The following is a 19,848-nucleotide window of genomic DNA, read 5'->3' as shown; positions in this document are numbered from 1 at the left end:
CGTGCTTTCCTGCGAAAAGCCCTTAACGCATGGTCACAAATTCTTCCGCCGCCGTTGGGTGGATTGCCACGGTATTATCAAAGTCTTTCTTCGTTGCGCCCATCTTCAGCGCCACGGCGAAGCCCTGCAGGATCTCATCCATGCCGAAGCCGATGCCGTGGATACCGACAATCTTCTCGTCCGGACCGACGCAGACCAGCTTCATGCGGCACGGCTGACGGTGAGAGGTGACGGCGGTATACATCGCGGTAAACGCCGATTTATACACTTTCACCTGGTCGTCGCCATACTGCTCGCGCGCCTGCGGCTCGGTTAAGCCGACGGTGCCGATTGGCGGGTGACTAAAGACCACGGTCGGGATGTTGCTGTAGTCCAGATGCTCGTCCGGCTTGTTGTTAAACAGGCGCTCGGAAAGACGACGACCCGCCGCAACGGCCACCGGGGTCAGCTCAACTGCACCGGTATTATCGCCGACCGCATAAATGCCCGGTACGCTGGTGTTCTGGAATTTATCGACGACGATATAGCCTTTTTCGTCGGTTTTCACGCCGGTCACGCCCAGGTTGAAGTTATCGTTAGCCGGTTCACGGCCAATCGCCCAGATCAGGCAATCGACGGTCTGGCTGCGGCCATCTTCCAGCTCCAGGGTCAGGCTGCCGTCTGCATTTTTCACGACCGCTTTTGGCACGGCGTTGGTATGCAGGGTTGGACCTTCGGTGTTCATCACTTCAACCAGCGTATCAACGATCAGCGGATCGAAGCTGCGCAGCGGCGCGTGTTTACGCACGAACAGGTGCGCCTCTGCGCCCAGGCCGTTAATCACCCCGGCCAGTTCCACCGCGATGTATCCCGCGCCCACCACGGCAACGCGCTTAGGCAGCGCAGGCAGTTCGAAGAAACCGTCGGAGTCGATGCCGTATTCCACGCCCGGAATGTTCGGGTGGCTAGGACGGCCGCCGGTGGCGATCAGGATGTGATCGGCGGTGATCGTCTCACCGTTCACTTCGATCGTTTTCGCGTCCACAAAGCGGGCGAAGCCGTGGATAACGTCGACGTTATTTTTGCCCAGCACGTTGTCGTACGAGGTGTGAATACGGTCGATGTAGGCGGTACGGCTGGCAATCAGCTTGTCCCAGTCAAAGTTATTAATGGTGGTGTCAAAGCCGTAGTCCGGGCCATACATATGGATAGCTTCACGGATTTGCGCCGCATGCCACATCACTTTCTTCGGTACACAACCCACGTTCACGCAGGTGCCGCCCAGCGCTTTGGCTTCAATCAGCGCGCACTTCTGGCCGTACATGGCCGCACGGTTGATGGAGGCGATGCCGCCGCTGCCGCCGCCGATTGCGATGTAGTCATAATGCTTAGTCATAGCTTTTGTCCTTAATCGTGAATTGCCGCGATTGTATACCTGAAATCAATAGTTTCCACCGATGGCTGCGATTACTCCGGCACGATCCAACTGACGGTGGCGTGGCCTGTACCCGCTGGCACCAGCGTTTTATGCAGCCACGGCAGCACGTTGTTCATCTGCGCTTCGAGCTTCCACGGCGGGTTAATGACGATCATGCCCGAGGCGGTCATGCCGCGCTGGTCGCTGTCCGGACGTACCGCCAGCTCAATCTGCAGGATTTTGCGGATGCCGGTCGCTTCCAGATCCTTGATCATGCGTTTGATTTGCGCGCGCAGCACCACCGGGTACCACAGGGCGTATGTCCCGGTAGCGAAGCGTTTGTAGCCTTCATGGATGCCTGTCACCACCGCCTGATAGTCGGTTTTGATTTCGTACGGCGGGTCGATAAGCACCAGGCCGCGACGGGAAACCGGCGGCAGCTTGGCCTTCAGCTGCTGGTAGCCGTCGGATTTTTCCACGCGGGCGCGGCTGTCTTTCTGGAATTCAGAACGCAGCAGCGGGAAGTCGCTCGGATGCAGCTCGGTCAGCTGGAGGCTATCCTGCTCGCGCAGCAGCTGGCGGGCAATCAGCGGCGAGCCCGGGTAGTAGCGCAACTGGCCGTTGCGGTTGAAGTGATTCACCACGCCGATGTACGGCTCCAGCTCGGCAGGCAGATCGTCCTGCTGCCAGATGCGGGCGATCCCTTCCAGATATTCACCGGTACGCTCGGCATGCTCGCCGCTCAACTGATAACGGCCCGCGCCCGCGTGGGTGTCCAGATAGAGAAACGGCTTCTCTTTCTCTTTGAGCGATTCGATGATCAGGCTCTGAACGGTGTGTTTAAGGACGTCGGCGTGGTTGCCAGCGTGGAAGCTGTGGCGATAACTGAGCATGGGTAATGATATTCCGCTGAATTGACGATTTGCCACAGTTTACAGCAGAACGGCGCAGATTACCCGTAGGCCCGGTAAGCTCAGCGCCACCGGGCTCTTTTCCGCCACGTCTGGCATTGAAATCCTCTACACTTAACCCCATTCTAGATCGCATATGCACAGCGCCGGATGCGCGCTTCATTCACCTATTTCAACAGGACAGCGTTTATGACCAATCCATTACTGACGCCTTTTTCGTTGCCGCCGTTTTCTAAAATCCTCCCTGAGCATGTGGTTCCAGCCGTTACGCAATCGCTGGACAACTGCCGCGCGGCGGTAGAAAGCGTGGTAGCGCAGGGCGCGCCGTACACCTGGGAAAATCTGTGTCAGCCGCTGGCCGAAGTGGACGACGTGCTGGGGCGTATCTTCTCCCCGGTGAGCCACCTGAACTCGGTAAAAAACAGCCCGGAACTGCGCGAAGCCTACGAACAGACCCTGCCGCTGCTCTCTGAGTACAGCACGTGGGTCGGCCAGCACGAAGGGCTCTACAAAGCCTACCGCGACCTGCGCGACGGCGACCATTATGCCGAGCTGAACACGGCGCAGAAAAAATCGGTCGATAACGCCCTGCGTGATTTTGAGCTGTCCGGGATTGGCCTGCCAAAAGAGAAGCAGACCCGCTACGGTGAGATCGCCGCGCGCCTGTCCGAGCTGGGCAACCAGTACAGCAACAACGTGCTCGACGCCACCATGGGCTGGACGAAGCTGATTACCGACGAAGCGGAACTGACCGGTATGCCGGAAAGCGCCCTGGCGGCGGCAAAAGCGCAGGCCGAGGCGAAAGAGCAGGATGGCTTCCTGTTGACGCTGGATATCCCGAGCTATCTGCCGGTGATGACCTACTGCGACAACCAGGCGCTTCGCGAAGAGATGTACCGCGCCTACAGCACCCGCGCCTCCGATCAGGGGCCGAATGCCGGTAAGTGGGACAACAGCCCGGTGATGGCGGAAATCCTCGCCCTGCGCCACGAGCTGGCCCAGCTGCTGGGCTTTGAAAACTATGCCGATAAATCCCTCGCCACCAAAATGGCGGAAAATCCGCAGCAGGTGCTCGACTTCCTGACCGATCTGGCGAAACGCGCCCGTCCGCAGGGTGAAAAAGAGCTGGCCCAGCTGCGCGCCTTCGCGAAAGCGGAGTTCGGCGTGGACGAGCTGCAGCCGTGGGACATCGCTTACTACAGCGAAAAACAGAAGCAGCATCTCTACAGCATCAGCGACGAGCAGCTGCGCCCGTACTTCCCGGAAAACAAAGCCGTTAACGGCCTGTTCGAAGTGGTAAAACGCATCTATGGCATCACCGCCAAAGAGCGTACCGATATCGACGTCTGGCATCCGGACGTGCGCTTCTTCGAGCTGTATGACGAGAAAAACGAACTGCGCGGCAGCTTCTACCTCGATCTCTACGCGCGTGAGAACAAGCGCGGCGGGGCGTGGATGGACGACTGCGTGGGCCAGATGCGTAAAGCAGACGGTTCTCTGCAGAAGCCGGTCGCCTACCTGACCTGTAACTTCAACCGCCCGGTAAACGGCAAGCCAGCGCTGTTCACCCACGACGAAGTGATCACCCTGTTCCACGAGTTCGGTCACGGTCTGCACCATATGCTGACCCGCATCGAAACCGCAGGCGTGGCCGGGATCAGCGGGGTGCCGTGGGATGCAGTCGAGCTGCCAAGCCAGTTTATGGAAAACTGGTGCTGGGAGCCGGACGCGCTGGCGTTTATCTCCGGCCACTATGAGACCGGCGAACCGCTGCCGAAGGAGCTGCTGGATAAAATGCTGGCGGCGAAGAACTACCAGGCGGCGATGTTCATCCTGCGTCAGCTGGAGTTCGGCCTGTTCGACTTCCGCCTGCACGCCGAGTTCAGTCCGGAGCAGGGCGCGAAAATCCTTGAAACCCTGGCCGAGATTAAAAAGCAGGTCGCCGTGATCCCAGGGCCAACCTGGGGCCGCTTCCCGCATGCGTTCAGCCATATCTTTGCAGGCGGCTACGCGGCGGGTTACTACAGCTACCTGTGGGCCGACGTGCTGGCGGCGGATGCCTTCTCTCGCTTCGAAGAAGAGGGGATCTTCAACCGCGAAACCGGCCAGTCGTTCCTCGACAACATCCTGACCCGCGGCGGTTCCGAAGAGCCAATGGTGCTGTTCAAACGCTTCCGCGGCCGCGAGCCGCAGCTGGATGCGATGCTTGAGCATTACGGGATCAAAGGCTGATTGTTACGTGAAGATCTGCTTAGTGGATGAAACAGGCGCCGGAGACGGCGCCTTATCTGTTCTGGCCGCCCGCTGGGGGCTGGAGCACGATGATGAAAACCCGATGGCGCTGGTGATGACCACAGCACATCTTGAATTACGCAAGCGCGACGAACCGAAGCTCGGCGGGATTTTTGTCGATTTTGTCGGCGGGGCGATGGCTCACCGGCGCAAGTTCGGCGGCGGTCGCGGCGAAGCGGTGGCTAAAGCGGTTGGGATTAAAGGAAGCTACCTCCCGGACGTGGTCGATGCCACGGCGGGGCTGGGGCGTGATGCCTTTGTGCTGGCGTCTGTCGGCTGTCGGGTGCGGATGCTGGAACGTAACCCGGTGGTGGCGGCCCTGCTCGACGACGGTCTGAGCCGTGGCTACGCGGACCCGGAAATCGGTCCGTGGTTGCAGGAGCGTTTGCAGCTGATTCATGCCTCGAGCCTGACGGCACTGACCGATATCACCCCGCGCCCGCAGGTGGTCTATCTCGACCCGATGTTCCCGCACAAGCAGAAAAGCGCGCTGGTGAAGAAAGAGATGCGGGTGTTTCAGTCTCTGGTGGGGCCTGATTTGGATGCGGATGGTCTGCTGGAGCCGGCTCGTCAGCTGGCGACGAAGCGGGTGGTGGTGAAGCGCCCTGACTATGCGCCGCCGCTGGCGGACGTTGCCACGACCAACGCGGTGACCACCAAAGGGCACCGGTTTGATATCTACTCAGGTACGCCGGAATAAAAAAAGCCGGGTGGCGGCTTCGCCTTACCCGGCCTACGTCCTCGATCTATCCCCTCTCCCTGTGGGAGAGGGTTAGGGTGAGGGGAATTTAACGCACTTACTCGTCTTCTTCGTCACGCAGTGGAACAATCAGCATATCCACGTGAACGGTGTTAATCAGCTGGCGCGCGGAAGACATCAGCTTGCTCCAGAAGTCCTGATGGTGACCGCACACCACCAGGTCCATGTCATATTTCTTGATCGCATCAACCAGTACCTGGCCCAGGTCGCCGCTGCCGCTCAGGGTTTCGGTAATCGGGTAGCCTGCGTTAGTGGACAGTTCGCTCAGGGCGTGGTGCGTCTCTTCGGAGATACGCTTTTGCATATCGCCCAGATTGACGTCGATCAGACCGGTGTAGAGGTCGGAGTAATTCACATCAACGTGAATCAGCGAAACTTTCGCGTTGTAGGGACGTGCCATGGATACCGCTTTATCAACCAGCACTTTGCTCTCCGGGGAGAGGTCTACCGCGATGAGAATGTGTTTGTAAGCCATAGTGTTACTCCTTCCTTAAGTTATCGATGACTAAATGGGAAAGCCGTCGTCTGATGCTTTCATTACGGCCCAGTTAAACATATTTTTCAAGCTTTGGTGTTGATAACGATTAACCTTGTGGCAAAAAAATTAACGGATCTCCTACACTATTAAATGAGCCGTTCGGATATTAAAACGCGAACCGGATCGACTTTTGGTCATTCTTTCACTGAACTGTCTGTCAGGGCATTGGGGTGCGGTAGCTCAGAAGCCTTGCTTCGTGGGCGGACGCCGGGGAGGATGTATGATTAGCACCGTCGCATTGTTTTGGGCGTTATGCGTAGTTTGCATAGTGAATATGGCGCGCTACTTCTCATCGTTACGTGCGCTGTTAGTGGTACTTCGTGGTTGCGATCCGTTGCTTTATCAGTATGTGGACGGTGGAGGGTTCTTCACCTCGCATGGACAGCCCAGCAAACAGATGCGTCTGGTGGGATATATCTACTATCAGCGCTACCGCGATCATCACGATGAAGAGTTTATCCGTCGCTGCGAGCGCCTGCGTCGTCAGTTCATTTTAACCAGCGCCCTGTGCGGGCTGGTCGTCGTCAGCATGATTGCATTGATGATTTGGCACTGAGCATCACAGCAGGCGGGGTCAGCCCCGCCTTCTTTCCTCTGGCTCAGGGCTTAACCGTGAACCGAAGATCGGAGATATCGCTCTCAATCGAAATAACCTTCCCGCTATAGGCGATATTAACGTCTCCGTTTGTATCAATGCTGGCCGCAGTAATTGTACCCGTACCTTCAATGACAGGATGCTTCATTGCCAACTGATGGATAATGTCGGTGTCTTTCCCTGTTATCTTTTCCGAGAGATAGTAACGGTAGATTGTGGGTACGGTGGCGCCACCCTGATTGTTCACGGTCATATAGAGCCAGACGCTGTCAGATAATTTATAAACGTGTTGAAGTGCATCGTTATTTCGCTGATTGGGCTGGTGGTTTAGCCACACAAATCCAATGACCAGAGCCAGAAGCGAAACCGTAACAAGGCGATGAATCCATTTAGTAGCCGTTTTGAATGGCATACTCTATTCCTTCTCTGATATTGCGTTGGTCCGTTGGATCGTCCCCGTAAGGCGGCTTTTCGTACCATTTTCCCCATTCAGGTTTTGACGTGCCAGCACGGCTTTGAGCCCAACCTGCCCCCATAAGAAGGATGTTTGCAGGAATGCCTGCTGCAGTTCCGGCAGCTCCGAAGTTGAAATTACCAAATGCAGCAAAATAAGGGTCGAATTTTTTGTAATCCCAGGGTCCACCATTTCGGACTTTTTGGTAGAACCAATAATACGTTGAGGGCGTAGCCATATTGCGTGACATTCCGTTAAGGCGTGCCTCGCGCATATTGTTCGCTATAACGATTGAACCCGGTCCTGAAATAGGGACAGAAGCCATACATTCTCCTTTGCCTGGATTTTTCTTCTGGCCGCCATGATAGTTTTTTCTGTGTTTTAAAATTGAACAAAAAATGTTCAGGAAATCCTCATTTTATCAAACACTTCATGGCAAATTGCAGCCATAAAAAAAGCGGGTCAGTTTCCTGACCCGCTTTTTGTCGCCTTCAACCGATTAAATCAGCTTCAGCGAAATCCAGTACAAACCGCCAGACAGCAGGATAGAGGCCGGAAGGGTGAACACCCAGGCCATCAGAATGTTGGTTACGGTTTTGCGCTGCAGACCGCCACCGTCAACAATCATGGTACCTGCCACGGACGAAGAGAGTACGTGGGTGGTGGATACCGGCATACCGGTGTAGCTCGCCAGACCGATAGATACCGCCGCCGTCATCTGCGCGGACATACCCTGCGCATAGGTCATGCCTTTCTTACCGATCTTCTCGCCGATGGTGGTCGCCACACGGCGCCAGCCAATCATCGTGCCGATACCGAGCGCCAGCGCGACCGCCATGATGATCCAGATTGGCGCGTACTCGATGGTGTTGAGCATATCGCCTTTCAGTTTCTTCAGGAGACGCTGGTCGTCAGCATTCACGTCAGGCAGCTTCGCCACTTTATCCGTCACATCAGAGATGCACAGCATAATGCGACGCAGCTGGCCACGCTGTTCAACGGACAGTTTGTCATAGCTTTCGATATTGCCCAGCATGCCTTTGGCACGTTCCAGCGCGTTAATCGCGTTTGCCGGATGGCAGTGGAATTCGCCTGGCGCAGTCGCGGCACCGGCTTCCGGTGACGGGATTAACTGGTCAACGCCGGTCGCCTTCTTCAACAGGTCAGGATGCTGCTGGAAGTAGATTTCGACGTTGTTGACCGCATCGCGAGTACGGGTGATTTCGTAGCCGGAGGCGTTCATGTTAACCACGAAGCCTGCCGGAGCAACGCCGATCAGTACCAGCATCACCAGACCAATGCCTTTCTGACCATCGTTCGCGCCGTGTGAGAAAGCCACGCCGATAGCGGAAATGATCAGGGCGATACGCGTCCAGAATGGCGGCTTTTTCTTGCCGTCTTTCTTTTCACGCTCTGCTGGCGTCAGGTGAATACGGGAGCGTTTTTTGGTATTGCTCCAGTAACGACGCAGGATGAAGATCAGCCCGCCTGCCACCACCAGACCCACGATAGGGGAGACGATGAGTGAGGCGAAGATCCCCAGTACTTTCGGGATATTTAACGCATCAACAACCGATGTACCGGTCATGAGGGCGTTGGTTAACCCGATACCGATAATCGCGCCGATGAGGGTGTGAGAACTGGATGCAGGCAGGCCGAAATACCAGGTACCGAGGTTCCAGATAATTGCAGCAAGCAGCATTGAGAACACCATGGCGAGGCCATGGCCAGAACTAACGTTAAGCAGCAGATCCGTTGGCAGCATATGCACAATGGCATACGCAACGCTCAGTCCGCCCAGGAGGACACCAAAAAAGTTAAATACCGCCGCCATAACAACCGCAAGCTGCGATCGCATTGCGCGAGTGTAGATAACCGTCGCTACTGCGTTTGCAGTGTCGTGGAAGCCGTTGATCGCTTCGTAAAACAGTACAAAAACCAGAGCAAGCAATAGTAAAAGCCCGGTATGTAAATCCAGGCCGGCAAACAAATGTAGCATAGGACGTTACGCCATTTTGAGGACATGAACGCGGCGCATTATCCAGGACAAATGCGCAACGGGCAAAGTGAAATATAGACTTTTTTTGACATACCACCTGATTTGAGAAAAGTGCCTGAAAGGATATTCTTTAAATTTCAATGGAATGGCTTTGTAATATCTTTTTACGCTGGTGTGACCACAGAGGAAACTTTACAATCCGCGGCAGTTAACAATGAGGGTTTTGACGTGGAAAGGTTTGATGCCGTGGTAATTGGCGCCGGTGCGGCGGGTATGTTTTGTGCGGCGATGGCCGGACAGGCGGGTCGTCGCGTGCTGCTGCTGGATAACGGTAAAAAGCCAGGCCGTAAGATCCTGATGTCCGGCGGCGGGCGCTGCAACTTTACTAACCTGTATGTTGAACCCGCGGCCTATTTGAGCCAAAACCGTCATTTTTGTAAATCTGCGCTGGCGCGTTATACCCAGTGGGATTTTATCGACCTGGTCGGTAAGCACGGTATCGCATGGCATGAGAAGACGCTGGGCCAGTTGTTCTGCGACGACTCCGCGCAGCAGATTGTCGATATGCTTGTGGCCGAGTGCGAGAAGGGCGGCGTCGTCATGCGCCTGCGTACCGAGGTGCTGGAAGTCACCCGCGACGACCAGGGCTACACGCTGCAGCTGAACGGTGAAACCGTCAGCGCAGATAGCCTGGTGATCGCCAGCGGCGGCCTGTCCATGCCGGGTCTGGGCGCTTCCCCGTTTGGCTATAAGATTGCCGAACAGTTTGGCCTGAAAGTCTTGCCTACGCGCGCCGGGCTGGTGCCGTTCACGCTGCATAAACCGCTTCTCGAACAGCTTCAGACGCTGTCTGGCGTGTCTGTTCCCTCCGTCATTACCGCCGAAGACGGGACGGTGTTCCGTGAAAATCTGCTCTTTACCCATCGCGGCCTCTCCGGCCCGGCGGTACTGCAAATCTCCAGCTACTGGCAGCCGGGGGAATTCGTCACGGTTAACCTGCTCCCGGACTGCGATCTCGACGCGTTCCTTAACGAGCAGCGTACCGTGCACCCGAATCAAAGCCTGAAAAACACGCTGGCAATGCAGCTGCCGAAGCGTCTGGTGGAGTGTTTGCAGGTGCTGGGGCAGATCCCGGATGTGTCGCTCAAGCAGCTTAACAGCCGCGAGCAGGAGATGCTGGTAGAGACCCTGACAAACTGGCGCGTGCAGCCAAACGGCACGGAAGGCTACCGTACGGCGGAAGTGACGCTGGGCGGGGTCGACACGAATGAGCTCTCTTCCCGCACCATGGAAGCGCGCAATGTGCCGGGGCTCTATTTTATTGGCGAAGTGATGGATGTGACCGGCTGGCTCGGCGGGTACAACTTCCAGTGGGCATGGGCAAGTGCCTGGGCGTGTGCTCAGGCGCTGGCAGAAGACAAGTGACATAAGCGCGCTGCCACTCGTCGCGGTTGGCTTTACGGGCTGACGGTGGTGACGTCCGTCACGGCCAGAATATTGCTCGCGGCCACGGTCCCCATCCTGATATATGACGCTGCGGTAACGCCGCCAATATGCGGTGAAATGACCACGTTTTCTACGGATTGCCAGAGGTGCGGCGCCGTCAGCGGCTCGTGGGGAAAGCTGTCCAGCGCTGCGCTGTGCAGCGTGCCATCCCGGAGCGCCGCCAGTAATGATTCACTGTGGATCAGTCCACCGCGTGCCGTATTGACCAGAATGGCGTTCCGCTTGCAGTGTGCGAGCGTCTCGCTATTGATCATTCCCCGATTCTCATCGGTTAGCGGACAGTGCAAAGAGATAACATCGGAACGGGAAAGAAGCCCGGTCAGCGTTTCTGCGCGTTCGCACAGGGCAGGCATGGACTTCGCATAGGGATCGTAAGCCAGCACCTTCATGCCGAAGGCGTGACCAATATTTGCCACGCGCGAGCCGATAGCGCCTAATCCGATTAGCCCCAGCGTTAATCCCTCCAGCTCAATGGATTTATGCGTTGCCTTATCCCAGTGCCCGTCCCGTAGCCGCTTGTCCAGAGGCACCACGGACTTTGCGCAGGCGAGGATCAGCGCCCAGGTATGTTCAGCCACTGCCGCTGCGTTTGCGCCTGGCGCAGCGCGGACGGCGATATTGCGCTCGGCCGCTGCCGTCTGGTCTATCACATCGATCCCGCTTCCGTGCTTGGAAATAACCTGCAGAGCCGGGGCGGCATCCATGACCTTCGCGGTGATCCTGCCGTAACGAACCAGAATCGCCACGGGATTGTGTCGTTCACACAGCGCGATCAGGTCATCTTCTGTGGGCTGGCGGCCTGCAAACACCACTTCAAAGCCCTGCAACATCACCATGGCCTGCTCCGCCAGGTCGCTTCCGGTAACCAGAATTACGTCTTTGCCCCCCATCACAGCGTCTCCCCGTCAGCTAACATACCTGCCTTACGAAGTGCGTCATCAAGCCAGTGTGGACGCAAATCGCCTTCACGGATGGCGGCAAGACGCCGGGTCTCCATCTCCAGCTTTTCTTTTGCCAGCGCGATGACCTGCTGAACCTCATCGCGCGGGATGACGACCACGCCGTCGATATCCGCGACAACCAGATCCCCGGCCTGAACCGTCGCCCCGGCGACTGAAATGGGATGATTAACCCGGCCAGAAATTAACTTTGTCGGACCGCATGGATTCAGACCGGCAGAAAAGACAGGGTAGTGGCCTTTGCTCAGGGAATCGGCGTCACGTACAGCGCCGTCAATAATGATGCCCGCAATGCCGCTCGCCTGAGCCTGAGTGGCCATGATTTCGCCCAGCAGCGCGCAGCTCAGGTCGCCTTTGCCATCGACGACCAGGACATCGCCGGGTTGCGCCACCGCCATCGCGGCATGAATCGCCAGATTATCACCCGGACGGACTTCCACGGTGATGGCCGGACCCGCAACGGACATGTGTGGGGCCAGCGGTTTGATGCGGCCATGAAGCGTACCGCGGCGACCGGCCACGTCGGCCAGAATGGCTGCCTGATACTCGGCAGCCCGGTGAACGTCCTCGGCAGAAACGCGTTCGAACTGGCGATTAATCGGATTTTTTTCAGAAACGGACATGAATGCCTCCATATTGTTTTACTCAGTACAATGCAGGTGTACAGTACAAAACAACTATAGCGGTGTTGCTTTCCTTTTAGCCAGACCCGAGGTGGCGTTTGTGATGTAAACACGAAGTGACTCACAAAATTTGAGGTACACTCACTGCCGGGCTAACAAGGAGATAATGATGGGGAATGAAGGCGTTGTAGCGGTTGAAAAAGCGCTGGCTTTACTGGATTGCTTCCGTCCTGGAGATGAGAGCCTGACGCTGACCGCGCTGGCACAGCTGTCGGGTTATCACAAAACCACGGTTTATCGCTTGATGAATTCTCTTGAACGGATGAATTACGTCGTCAGGCATGAAGACGGCAATTATGCGCTTGGCCCACGTCTGCTTTACCTCGGCAAGCTGTATGAACAATCTTTCCATCTTTCGCGGGTGGTTCAGCCAGAGCTTCAGGCGCTCTCCCTGGCGTCTCAGGAGAGTGCCAGCTGGTATGTGCTGGAGGGCGGGCAGCGCCTTTGCCTGTTTCGCGCTGAAGCGTCGCACGGCCTGCGACACAGCAATCTTCCCGGCAGCCAGTTCCCGCTCGATAATTCGGCCATCAGTAAGGTCTTGCGACATTGGGGGCTCAATGAGAGTCTGCCGGAGGGAGACGCTGACCTCCCTTTCTACACGTCAGGCGCACGCGATCCCCACACCGCGGCGTTTGCGATGCCCGTCTTCGGCGTTCATGACAAGCTGGTTGCGGCGTTAGCCCTGACCGGCCCCATCTCAAGGCTGACGGAAGACCGCCGTGAGAAGGAGATAGGCCCGTTGATGAAGGCGGCGGCCAGCCGTCTGTCGCAGAAAATGGGAGCCAGTAAGCCCTTCTGTCAGCAGTTCTTTGGTGAAACGAGCGACGCGGCGGAAGAAAATCTTTAAACGCAGAAGCGGGACATGTGTCCCGCTTCTGTCATCACTAATGCGTGACCTGTTTTTCGTGTAGCTGAGCGTTGCGGGCCTGCCGTCCCATAATGAGCACCGCGATACCCCCGGCCAGGCAAAGCACGGCCAGCGGAAGCATCGCCAGCGTGTAGCTGCCCGTCTGCTCGCTGATTATGCCGTAGGCATTTACCATGACCACCCCGCCAATCAGATTCGCGATGGCGCCAATCGCGGCCAGCCCTGCCGCCGCCGAGGAGCTGCTCATCCAGCCGGATGCCAGCGCCCAGAAAGGCCCTTTCGCAGAATACGCGCCTGTCAGGATAATGCTCAGGATCACGATAGTGGCAAAGAGCGAGACGTTTACAAAGGCAGCAAACACGCCGGCGGCAATCATGAACAGCGTCAGCGCGGTATGCCAGCGGCGTTCGTTGGTGCGATCGGAGTGTCGTCCCCAGACAATCATCAGAACCGATGCCAGACCGTAAGGGATGGCGTTAAACAGACCTGTCTCAAGATTATCGAGATGGAAGGATTTCAGCAGCTGAGGGGACCAGACGCTGATGGTAGTTCCCGCGGAGGATGCGCCCGCGTAAATCAGCGCCATCAGCCAGATTTGGCGATGCTTCAGCAGCTGCCACGTCGTCTGGTGTCCGATGTTCTTTTGCTGGCTCCGCTCGGTCTCAAGCGTGGTTCCCAGCCATTTTTTCTGTTCATCACTGAGCCATTTCGCCTGATGAGGGCGATCCCGGAGAATAAACCAGGCCGCAATACCCAGCAGTACCGCAGGTAAGCCTTCAATAATGAACAGCAGATGCCAGCCGCGAAGACCCAGCCAGCCATCGAGCGACAGTATCAACCCGGAAAGCGGGGAGCCGATGAAGTTAGCGAGCGGGATGGCGACCATAAAGGACGCAATAATGCGCGCGCGGTAGCGGGAAGGGATCCACCAGGTCAGATACAGCACAACGCCGGGGAAGAAGCCTGCTTCCGCTGCCCCGAGGAGAAAGCGGACGATATAGAGCGAGGTGGTATTTTGAACCAGCGCCATGCCCATGGAGACAATGCCCCAGCTGATCATAATGCGCGGGATCCACAGCCGGGCGCCGACTTTCTGCATGGCCAGGTTGCTGGGTACCTCAAACAAAAAATAGGCCACGAAGTAAAGGCTGCTGGCGAAGCCAAACGCCGCTTTGCTGAGGCCAAGGTCCTCATTCATCTGCAGCGAAGCCATGCCGATATTCCCGCGATCGATAATCGAGACCAGGTAACTGACAATCAGAAACGGGAGAATACGCCAGATCACCTTCCGCATTGTCTCTCTTTCTATATCCTCGGTGGCGGTCGCGCCGTTACGTAAATGTTCTGTCATTGTATCCTCGCAGGGTGTGTTCTTTGTTTTATTAGGTACAACTTAGTTTTATTAAACAAAACCACTATAGCGACGGCGCGTTCTTTTTATCCAGTTAATGGAAGGTTTAAATGGTGTAAATAAGAGGTGACTCACAGATAGTGCGCTCTGGATATCGCTTACAGCTGCTGACCAACCGCAAACGGGACGGGCTGGTAGGGAAATAATCACGCAACGCAATTATTGCACCAACTTTTCTGCTCCGTTCAACTAAGCTTCGACCAGATGCCCCGCCGCGTTAGTGGGGCCATATTCCTTTTGGTCGAGCACGCATCATGCAGCTACTCAGTATTATTATTTTGCTTACCCTAACCGTGGTGATTCATTCGCTGTGGATGTTTGGCGTTTTAAAATTCATTACGTTAGAAGTCGATTCTGCGGTACGCATTGTTTTACGCAATGTCGGTATCGTGATCTCTATGATTTTCGCCCATCTCCTGGAAGCCGGGCTGTTTGCTGCGTTTTATTTTGTCATCGACGCGTTTAATGACTGGAATACCAGCTTCTACTTTTCGCTGGTGAGCTATGCGACGGTAGGGTACGGCGACGTCACGTTGCCCCAGCACTGGCGGCTCATCGGCGGGGTGGAAGGGCTGGTGGGCGCGTTGATGGTAGGCTGGTCTGTGGCGGTTCTGGTGGCGGTGCTGCAGCGTTTGCGCGGCATGAGCGCTTAAACGGCAGATGCACGATCCCCGTCTGGTAAGGTAAAGTACCCCTCCTTGCGCGGCCAGATGGCTGCGATTTTGAGGGCGAAGAGGCTGATTAACGGCCCGCCCTTTTCTGTTCCTGGTTTACGCCAGTTTGCATGGTGTTGTGTTTTGTCTGCCAAAAGGGTTTTGTATGTCTGCTGCTCATCTCGGTTTCCCGACGGAAACCGTTGTTGTCTTTGTGGTGATGGCCGTTGGGGCGATGTTTATCGACCTCTTTATGCACCGTCACGATAAACCTGTTTCGCTGAAAAGCGCGGCGATGTGGTCCATCTTCTGGGTCATGATGGCGATGGCCTTCGCCGGATTCCTGTACGTTCACCACGGCGCCGAGATGGCGAGCCTGTTCCTCACCGGCTATGCGCTGGAAGAGGTGCTCTCCGTCGATAACCTGTTTGTGATGATGGCGATCTTCGCCTGGTTCGGCGTGCCGGATAAGTACCGTCACCGCGTGCTCTACTGGGGCGTGCTGGGGGCGATTGTCTTCCGCGGTATTTTCGTGGCTATCGGCACCAGCCTGTTAAGCCTGGGGCCGTACGTTGAGGTGATTTTCGCGCTGGTCGTTGGCTGGACGGCGGTGATGATGCTCAGACGTAATGAAGAGAGCGACGAAGTGGAAGATTACTCGGGTCATCTCGCCTATCGCCTGGTGAAGCGCTTCTATCCGGTCTGGCCGAAAATCAGCAGCAATGCCTTTATTCTGACGCAGAAAGAGGTGGATGCGGAGCTGGAGAAGCCGGAAAACCAGGACGTGATGGTCGGCCGCGTGAAGAAGGCGAAGCGCTATGCGACCCCGCTGTTGCTTTGCGTGGCCGTCGTTGAGCTCTCTGACGTGATGTTCGCGTTTGACTCCGTGCCGGCCATTATTGCCGTGAGCCGCGAACCGCTGATTATCTACAGCGCCATGATGTTCGCCATTCTTGGCCTGCGTACGCTCTACTTCGTGCTGGAAGCGCTGAAGCAGTACCTGGTACACCTCGAGAAAGCCGTGGTGCTGCTGCTGTTCTTCGTGGCGTTCAAGCTGGGGTTAAATGCCACCGACCACTTCTGGCATCACGGTTACAGCATTGGCGCGACGGCCAGCCTGTTTGTTGTATTAGGCGTGCTGGCGCTGGGGATTATTGCGAGCGTGATGTTCCCGGGAAAACGTGAGGCCTGATGTACCGCTTTTCTCCCTCTCCCCGTGGGAGAGGGCCGGGGTGAGGGCACCAGACCGCACCTAACCCTTAATCGGTGAATTCCGGCGCTTGCGCGGCGGGTGGAAGTGCCGCCAGTGCGGATCCTGCGCCGCCGCCAGCAGCTCGTGGTCGCCGCGGGTGTCTCCCCAGGCGCGCAGGTGATAGGCGTTCAGATCGCCATACACTTTTTCCAGCCTTGCCACCTTCTGGGCGCAGCGGCAGTTGTGGCCCGTGATGCGCCCTGTCAGCTTGCCATCTTTCACTTCCAGCTGCGTGCCAATCAGCTTAATGCCCAGTTTATCAGCCCACGGCTGAAGCACCAGCGCCGGAGAGGCGGAACAGATGGTCACCTCCGCACCGGAATTCACCTCAGCCGCCACCGCCAGAACCCCTTCGGGACGCATCAGCTTGTTCCAGTATTTTTCGCAAAAGGCTTCCGCCTGCTGGCGCAACCAGTGTTCATCCACGCCCGTCAGGAACGTTTTGATCAGCACTTCCTTTAGCTCATCGCGCGTCAGCTTACGACGAACGCAGTGGAGCGTGGGCAGCGCCATACGCACCAGACGACCCGCGAAGTAACGTTTCCCGAAGGCAAAGCGCAGGAAAGGAATAAAGCTGTCGTGGTGCGTTAATGTCCCATCAAAGTCAAAGACAGAGAGCACGCTGGATTTCGCCACCGTCTCGTCGGCAATCATATTGGTCATAAATACGTCTTAGCTGAAATACACATTCTGCGGATCAGTTTACCTGCTTTAGCTGGACAGTCCTTATACCACCACCATTTTTTTCTCCATCTTGCGATCTCAAAGTGAGTCCATTTTTGGTCTCGATAAGGATTGGTGAAAAAAAGAGCTGCCTATATTATCGCCACATCGCACGATATTTCGGGGAACCATTGGGTCCCACAGGTAAGGAAAAACTCACTCACTACGTCTTTCTTGATATGACTCTTAGATCGTTTATTTCAATCCTTACTTTAAGTTTTGCATCGTTTTCTGCATTCAGTTTTCAACTTCCCGCGTCGATGTTATCGATGAACCATGAACTGGCAGTATCGCCAGCGAAATCTGCCCTGAAGCATCAGGCAACGGATCCGCTGCGCTAGCGTATTCTCGATCCATACCAGAAAGGGGAAATCACCCGGTAACCGCGGGGCGGAATCACGCATTGCGGCGCGCAGATTGCTCCATTCCGCCCGACGTGTTGCGGCAAGTGATGCCTGACAACATTAAATAATGTCATCCACGACGCCGCCATCGACGCGTAACGCCGCGCCGGAGGTGGCGGAGGCCTGTGGCGAACAGACATAAATCACCATATTGGCCACCTCTTCAACCGTGGCCGCGCGCTGGATCACCGAGCTGGGGCGGTTGGCCATCACAAACTCTTTCGCCAGCTGCTCCAGCGATTTGCCGGTTTTTTCGATTTCATCTTTCATCATCTCTGCGAAACCGTCAGACATCGTCGGGCCTGGCAGTACGCTGTTGACCGTCACGCCGCTCCCTGCCACGAACTTCGCCAGCCCGCGCGCCAGCGAGAGCTGTGCCGTTTTGGTCACGCCGTAGTGGATCATATCCGCCGGGATATTGCAGGCCGACTCGGAGGAGATAAACACCACGCGTCCCCAGCCTTTCTGCACCATGCCCGGCAGCAGGGCGCGGGACAGACGCACGCCAGACATCACGTTGGTCTGCCAGTAACGCTCCCAGGTTTCATCGTCGGTGGAATAGAAATCCTCAGGACCGTAAATCCCGGCGTTGTTGACCAGGATATCGACGTTATTCGCCACCTTCAGCAGCGACTCGACCCCTTCCGCCGTGCTGAGATCGGCAATCGCGGCGCGCACCTGTACGCCCGGCACCACCTGCTGTAGCTGTTGAATACCTCTGTTCACCGATTCCGTGCTGCGGCCATTGACGATCACTTCCGCCCCGCTTTCTGCCAGCCCTCTGGCAATGGCGAACCCGATCCCGCCGGTTGAGGCGGTCACCAGCGCCACTTTCCCCGTAAAGTCGATTTTCATCATCAGCTCCTTATCGTTTTAACGTTCGGACCTTAAAGCGTAGCAGGTGAGGATGACGGCTCCTGGCTAAAAAGGCGCAGCAGCGTCTCCACCTGCTCGTCAAGCGGGGCGAGGGAGCGCTTTACAATCAGGTGAAGCGGCGTTGCTCTGCGCGCACCGTGGCTCAGCGGCAGGCGTTTCAGGACGCCTTGATCCAGCTGGGTCTGGATGCGTTCCTCTGGCAGCCAGCCGTAGCCGACCTGAGAGAGGACGGCCTCTATGGCGGCATCGATGGTGGAGAAGGTCCACGACTCACTGGCAGCACGTGCGGCGGGCTGGCTGTCCGCAATCTGGATAAGCGGCCACGGGCGCAGCATCTCATCATTTAGCGGCGCGTCGAGGTGAAAGAGGGGATGCTGGTGATGGGCCACGGCAACAAAGTCGATATTCATCAGCCATTCGCCGAGCCCGGTAATGTCCTGGCGGCGGGTTAAGATCATCACATCGGCTTCGTCGTTAATGGCGTCGGCGCGGGTGTTTTCCAGCACTTCGGTAAGTCGTACCTGGGTCTGCGGATACTGCTGCTGGAACTGACGCAGGATAGCGAACAGGCGGCGGCGCGGGAAAATGGAGTCCACCACCAGATCCAACCGCGTGCGCATCCCGTTGCGAAGGGTCGCTGCGCGCGTCTCAACATACGAAAAGGCTTTCAGCAGCGGTTTAACCTGGTTGAGCAGAAGCTCACCGGCCGGGGTTAACACCGCCCGTCGCCCCTCCGGGACCAGCAGCGCCACGCCGAGCCGCTCCTGCAGCAGCGACAGGTTATAGCTCACCGAAGACTGGCTGCGGTGGGTTTCTTCTGCGGCTTTGGCAAAGCTGCCCGCTTCCACCACTCGTTCCAGTAAGGACCATTGTTCCAGCGTCGTCTTATGCATAATTTATCTAAAATTTGGATGAATTTGATTAAAACATAGCGTTATTCATCCATTTTTTGAAGGGGTACGATCGTCTCATCAAAACAAAGGAGACATCTTATGAACACCTTCGACAAACACGACTTAAGCGGCTTCGTTGGCAAACACCTTGTTTATACCTACGATAACGGCTGGAACTACGAGATTTACGTCAAAAATGAGACGACCCTGGATTACCGTATTCACAGCGGTCTTGTGGCAAACCGTTGGGTGAAAGATCAGCAGGCTTACATCGTGCGGGTAGGGGAGAGCATCTATAAAATTTCCTGGACCGAGCCAACCGGCACCGACGTCAGCCTGATTGTGAACCTGGGCGACAAACTGTTCCACGGCACCATCTTCTTCCCGCGCTGGGTCATGAACAACCCGGAAAAAACCGTCTGCTTCCAGAACGATCATATTCCGCTGATGAACAGCTATCGCGATGCGGGCCCGGCGTATCCAACGGAAGTGATTGATGAATTTGCCACGATCACCTTTGTGCGCGACTGCGGCGCAAATAATGAAAGCGTTATCGCCTGCGCCGCCAGCGAATTGCCGAATGATTTTCCTGCTAATCTTAACTAAGCGCGACAGTTGAATGCGCGACAATTGATATTAATAGAAAGTTCCCGGAGGATGACGGAATTCCCACCC

At 56.4% G+C, this 19,848-nt stretch carries 20 protein-coding genes; 8 read left to right on the top strand and 12 right to left on the bottom strand.

Annotated features, from left to right (window positions below):
- Positions 1–22: 22 nt before the first annotated feature.
- Both gorA and ACDO57_RS20060 read right to left on the bottom strand, forming a co-directional pair.
- Positions 23–1,375 (bottom strand): glutathione-disulfide reductase, encoded by a 1,353-nt coding sequence (gene gorA / locus ACDO57_RS20065; RefSeq protein ID WP_024908845.1) that lies wholly within the window; start codon positions 1,373–1,375, stop codon positions 23–25.
- 71 nt (positions 1,376–1,446) lie between these two features.
- Positions 1,447–2,289, bottom strand: a complete 843-nt coding sequence (locus ACDO57_RS20060; protein ID WP_023333753.1) for a 23S rRNA (adenine(2030)-N(6))-methyltransferase RlmJ — start codon at positions 2,287–2,289, stop codon at positions 1,447–1,449.
- A 207-nt stretch (positions 2,290–2,496) separates the two neighbouring features.
- Between ACDO57_RS20060 and prlC the strand changes: the two genes are divergently transcribed.
- Entirely contained in the window at positions 2,497–4,539 is a 2,043-nt protein-coding gene (gene prlC / locus ACDO57_RS20055) for an oligopeptidase A (protein WP_157189835.1), read from the top strand.
- Positions 4,540–4,546: 7 nt separating this feature from the next.
- Positions 4,547–5,299 (top strand): 16S rRNA (guanine(1516)-N(2))-methyltransferase RsmJ, encoded by a 753-nt coding sequence (gene rsmJ, locus ACDO57_RS20050; protein ID WP_024908847.1) that lies wholly within the window; start codon positions 4,547–4,549, stop codon positions 5,297–5,299.
- A 97-nt stretch (positions 5,300–5,396) separates the two neighbouring features.
- On the opposite strand, the gene uspA is transcribed toward rsmJ, so the two are convergent.
- Positions 5,397–5,834 carry a universal stress protein UspA gene (gene uspA / locus ACDO57_RS20045; RefSeq protein WP_003861223.1) on the bottom strand — a complete coding sequence of 146 codons (438 nt, stop codon included), beginning with the start codon at positions 5,832–5,834 and terminating at the stop codon, positions 5,397–5,399.
- A gap of 283 nt (positions 5,835–6,117) precedes the next feature.
- Between uspA and uspB the strand changes: the two genes are divergently transcribed.
- Positions 6,118–6,453 carry a universal stress protein UspB gene (uspB, locus tag ACDO57_RS20040; RefSeq protein ID WP_003861224.1) on the top strand — a complete coding sequence of 112 codons (336 nt, stop codon included), beginning with the start codon at positions 6,118–6,120 and terminating at the stop codon, positions 6,451–6,453.
- Between the two features lie 43 nt (positions 6,454–6,496).
- Here the strand turns inward: uspB and ACDO57_RS20035 are convergent, their stop codons facing one another.
- The 3 genes from ACDO57_RS20035 to pitA form a co-directional block, all read right to left on the bottom strand.
- On the bottom strand, positions 6,497–6,904 hold the full coding sequence (locus ACDO57_RS20035) for a hypothetical protein (RefSeq protein WP_370884489.1): 408 nt from the start codon (positions 6,902–6,904) through the stop codon (positions 6,497–6,499).
- Positions 6,882–7,271, bottom strand: a complete 390-nt coding sequence (locus ACDO57_RS20030) for a polymorphic toxin type 44 domain-containing protein (protein ID WP_201268158.1) — start codon at positions 7,269–7,271, stop codon at positions 6,882–6,884. The genes ACDO57_RS20035 and ACDO57_RS20030 overlap by 23 nt, the downstream gene beginning before the upstream one ends.
- Positions 7,272–7,445: 174 nt before the next feature.
- On the bottom strand, positions 7,446–8,945 hold the full coding sequence (gene pitA / locus ACDO57_RS20025) for an inorganic phosphate transporter PitA (protein ID WP_048991535.1): 1,500 nt from the start codon (positions 8,943–8,945) through the stop codon (positions 7,446–7,448).
- Positions 8,946–9,173: 228 nt separating this feature from the next.
- On the opposite strand from pitA, the gene ACDO57_RS20020 reads away from it, so the two are divergent.
- Positions 9,174–10,370, top strand: coding sequence for an NAD(P)/FAD-dependent oxidoreductase (locus ACDO57_RS20020; protein WP_370884488.1), 1,197 nt, complete (start codon positions 9,174–9,176; stop codon positions 10,368–10,370).
- Between the two features lie 32 nt (positions 10,371–10,402).
- On the opposite strand, the gene ACDO57_RS20015 is transcribed toward ACDO57_RS20020, so the two are convergent.
- Together ACDO57_RS20015 and ACDO57_RS20010 are read right to left on the bottom strand one after the other, a co-directional pair.
- A complete protein-coding gene (locus tag ACDO57_RS20015) occupies positions 10,403–11,341 on the bottom strand; it encodes an NAD(P)-dependent oxidoreductase (protein WP_370884504.1) in 939 nt (312 codons plus the stop codon).
- Positions 11,341–12,033 (bottom strand): RraA family protein, encoded by a 693-nt coding sequence (locus tag ACDO57_RS20010; RefSeq protein WP_370884487.1) that lies wholly within the window; start codon positions 12,031–12,033, stop codon positions 11,341–11,343. The genes ACDO57_RS20015 and ACDO57_RS20010 overlap by 1 nt, the downstream gene beginning before the upstream one ends.
- Before the next feature lie 169 nt (positions 12,034–12,202).
- Here ACDO57_RS20010 and ACDO57_RS20005 point away from each other — a divergent pair, with 169 nt between their 5' ends.
- Positions 12,203–12,940, top strand: a complete 738-nt coding sequence (locus ACDO57_RS20005) for an IclR family transcriptional regulator (protein ID WP_133295478.1) — start codon at positions 12,203–12,205, stop codon at positions 12,938–12,940.
- A 37-nt stretch (positions 12,941–12,977) separates the two neighbouring features.
- Here ACDO57_RS20005 and ACDO57_RS20000 read toward each other — a convergent pair whose 3' ends face one another.
- Positions 12,978–14,312 (bottom strand): MFS transporter, encoded by a 1,335-nt coding sequence (locus tag ACDO57_RS20000; protein ID WP_370884486.1) that lies wholly within the window; start codon positions 14,310–14,312, stop codon positions 12,978–12,980.
- Positions 14,313–14,626: 314 nt separating this feature from the next.
- Here ACDO57_RS20000 and ACDO57_RS19995 point away from each other — a divergent pair, with 314 nt between their 5' ends.
- A complete protein-coding gene (locus tag ACDO57_RS19995) occupies positions 14,627–15,025 on the top strand; it encodes a potassium channel family protein (protein ID WP_024908850.1) in 399 nt (132 codons plus the stop codon).
- Between the two features lie 166 nt (positions 15,026–15,191).
- Positions 15,192–16,217 carry a TerC/Alx family metal homeostasis membrane protein gene (locus ACDO57_RS19990; protein WP_024908851.1) on the top strand — a complete coding sequence of 342 codons (1,026 nt, stop codon included), beginning with the start codon at positions 15,192–15,194 and terminating at the stop codon, positions 16,215–16,217.
- 60 nt (positions 16,218–16,277) lie between these two features.
- Here the strand turns inward: ACDO57_RS19990 and ACDO57_RS19985 are convergent, their stop codons facing one another.
- From ACDO57_RS19985 to ACDO57_RS19975, 3 genes are all read right to left on the bottom strand, one after another.
- Positions 16,278–16,940, bottom strand: a complete 663-nt coding sequence (locus ACDO57_RS19985) for an HAD family hydrolase (protein WP_024908852.1) — start codon at positions 16,938–16,940, stop codon at positions 16,278–16,280.
- A 524-nt stretch (positions 16,941–17,464) separates the two neighbouring features.
- Positions 17,465–18,259: an SDR family NAD(P)-dependent oxidoreductase gene (locus ACDO57_RS19980; RefSeq protein ID WP_024908853.1), complete on the bottom strand. Its 795-nt coding sequence runs from the start codon at positions 18,257–18,259 to the stop codon at positions 17,465–17,467.
- 32 nt (positions 18,260–18,291) lie between these two features.
- Complete coding sequence (locus ACDO57_RS19975; protein WP_208763323.1) at positions 18,292–19,173, bottom strand: LysR family transcriptional regulator; 882 nt, start codon at positions 19,171–19,173, stop codon at positions 18,292–18,294.
- A 99-nt stretch (positions 19,174–19,272) separates the two neighbouring features.
- Between ACDO57_RS19975 and ACDO57_RS19970 the strand changes: the two genes are divergently transcribed.
- Positions 19,273–19,779 carry a phenolic acid decarboxylase gene (locus ACDO57_RS19970; RefSeq protein WP_024908855.1) on the top strand — a complete coding sequence of 169 codons (507 nt, stop codon included), beginning with the start codon at positions 19,273–19,275 and terminating at the stop codon, positions 19,777–19,779.
- The last annotated feature ends 69 nt before the right edge of the window (positions 19,780–19,848 follow it).

The organism is Enterobacter cloacae complex sp. 2015409, assembly GCF_041365315.1.
GTDB lineage: Bacteria > Pseudomonadota > Gammaproteobacteria > Enterobacterales > Enterobacteriaceae > Enterobacter > Enterobacter pseudoroggenkampii.
Note: the sequence above shows the minus strand (reverse complement) of the source record. Positions and strands in the feature narration are given on the sequence as shown.

What these genes read in the sequence shown, in the direction of transcription:
- prlC (WP_157189835.1), top strand. Translation starts at nt 2,497, where the DNA reads ATGACCAATCCATTACTGACGCCTTTTTCGTTGCCGCCGTTTTCTAAA.
- gorA (WP_024908845.1), bottom strand. Translation starts at nt 1,375, where the DNA reads ATGACTAAGCATTATGACTACATCGCAATCGGCGGCGGCAGCGGCGGC.
- ACDO57_RS20060 (WP_023333753.1), bottom strand. Translation starts at nt 2,289, where the DNA reads ATGCTCAGTTATCGCCACAGCTTCCACGCTGGCAACCACGCCGACGTC.
- ACDO57_RS19980 (WP_024908853.1), bottom strand. Translation starts at nt 18,259, where the DNA reads ATGAAAATCGACTTTACGGGGAAAGTGGCGCTGGTGACCGCCTCAACC.
- ACDO57_RS19975 (WP_208763323.1), bottom strand. Translation starts at nt 19,173, where the DNA reads ATGCATAAGACGACGCTGGAACAATGGTCCTTACTGGAACGAGTGGTG.
- uspA (WP_003861223.1), bottom strand. Translation starts at nt 5,834, where the DNA reads ATGGCTTACAAACACATTCTCATCGCGGTAGACCTCTCCCCGGAGAGC.
- ACDO57_RS20015 (WP_370884504.1), bottom strand. Translation starts at nt 11,341, where the DNA reads ATGGGGGGCAAAGACGTAATTCTGGTTACCGGAAGCGACCTGGCGGAG.
- ACDO57_RS20000 (WP_370884486.1), bottom strand. Translation starts at nt 14,312, where the DNA reads ATGACAGAACATTTACGTAACGGCGCGACCGCCACCGAGGATATAGAA.
- uspB (WP_003861224.1), top strand. Translation starts at nt 6,118, where the DNA reads ATGATTAGCACCGTCGCATTGTTTTGGGCGTTATGCGTAGTTTGCATA.
- ACDO57_RS19990 (WP_024908851.1), top strand. Translation starts at nt 15,192, where the DNA reads ATGTCTGCTGCTCATCTCGGTTTCCCGACGGAAACCGTTGTTGTCTTT.
- ACDO57_RS20035 (WP_370884489.1), bottom strand. Translation starts at nt 6,904, where the DNA reads ATGCCATTCAAAACGGCTACTAAATGGATTCATCGCCTTGTTACGGTT.
- ACDO57_RS20030 (WP_201268158.1), bottom strand. Translation starts at nt 7,271, where the DNA reads ATGGCTTCTGTCCCTATTTCAGGACCGGGTTCAATCGTTATAGCGAAC.
- ACDO57_RS20010 (WP_370884487.1), bottom strand. Translation starts at nt 12,033, where the DNA reads ATGTCCGTTTCTGAAAAAAATCCGATTAATCGCCAGTTCGAACGCGTT.
- ACDO57_RS20005 (WP_133295478.1), top strand. Translation starts at nt 12,203, where the DNA reads ATGGGGAATGAAGGCGTTGTAGCGGTTGAAAAAGCGCTGGCTTTACTG.
- ACDO57_RS19970 (WP_024908855.1), top strand. Translation starts at nt 19,273, where the DNA reads ATGAACACCTTCGACAAACACGACTTAAGCGGCTTCGTTGGCAAACAC.
- pitA (WP_048991535.1), bottom strand. Translation starts at nt 8,945, where the DNA reads ATGCTACATTTGTTTGCCGGCCTGGATTTACATACCGGGCTTTTACTA.
- ACDO57_RS19995 (WP_024908850.1), top strand. Translation starts at nt 14,627, where the DNA reads ATGCAGCTACTCAGTATTATTATTTTGCTTACCCTAACCGTGGTGATT.
- ACDO57_RS19985 (WP_024908852.1), bottom strand. Translation starts at nt 16,940, where the DNA reads ATGACCAATATGATTGCCGACGAGACGGTGGCGAAATCCAGCGTGCTC.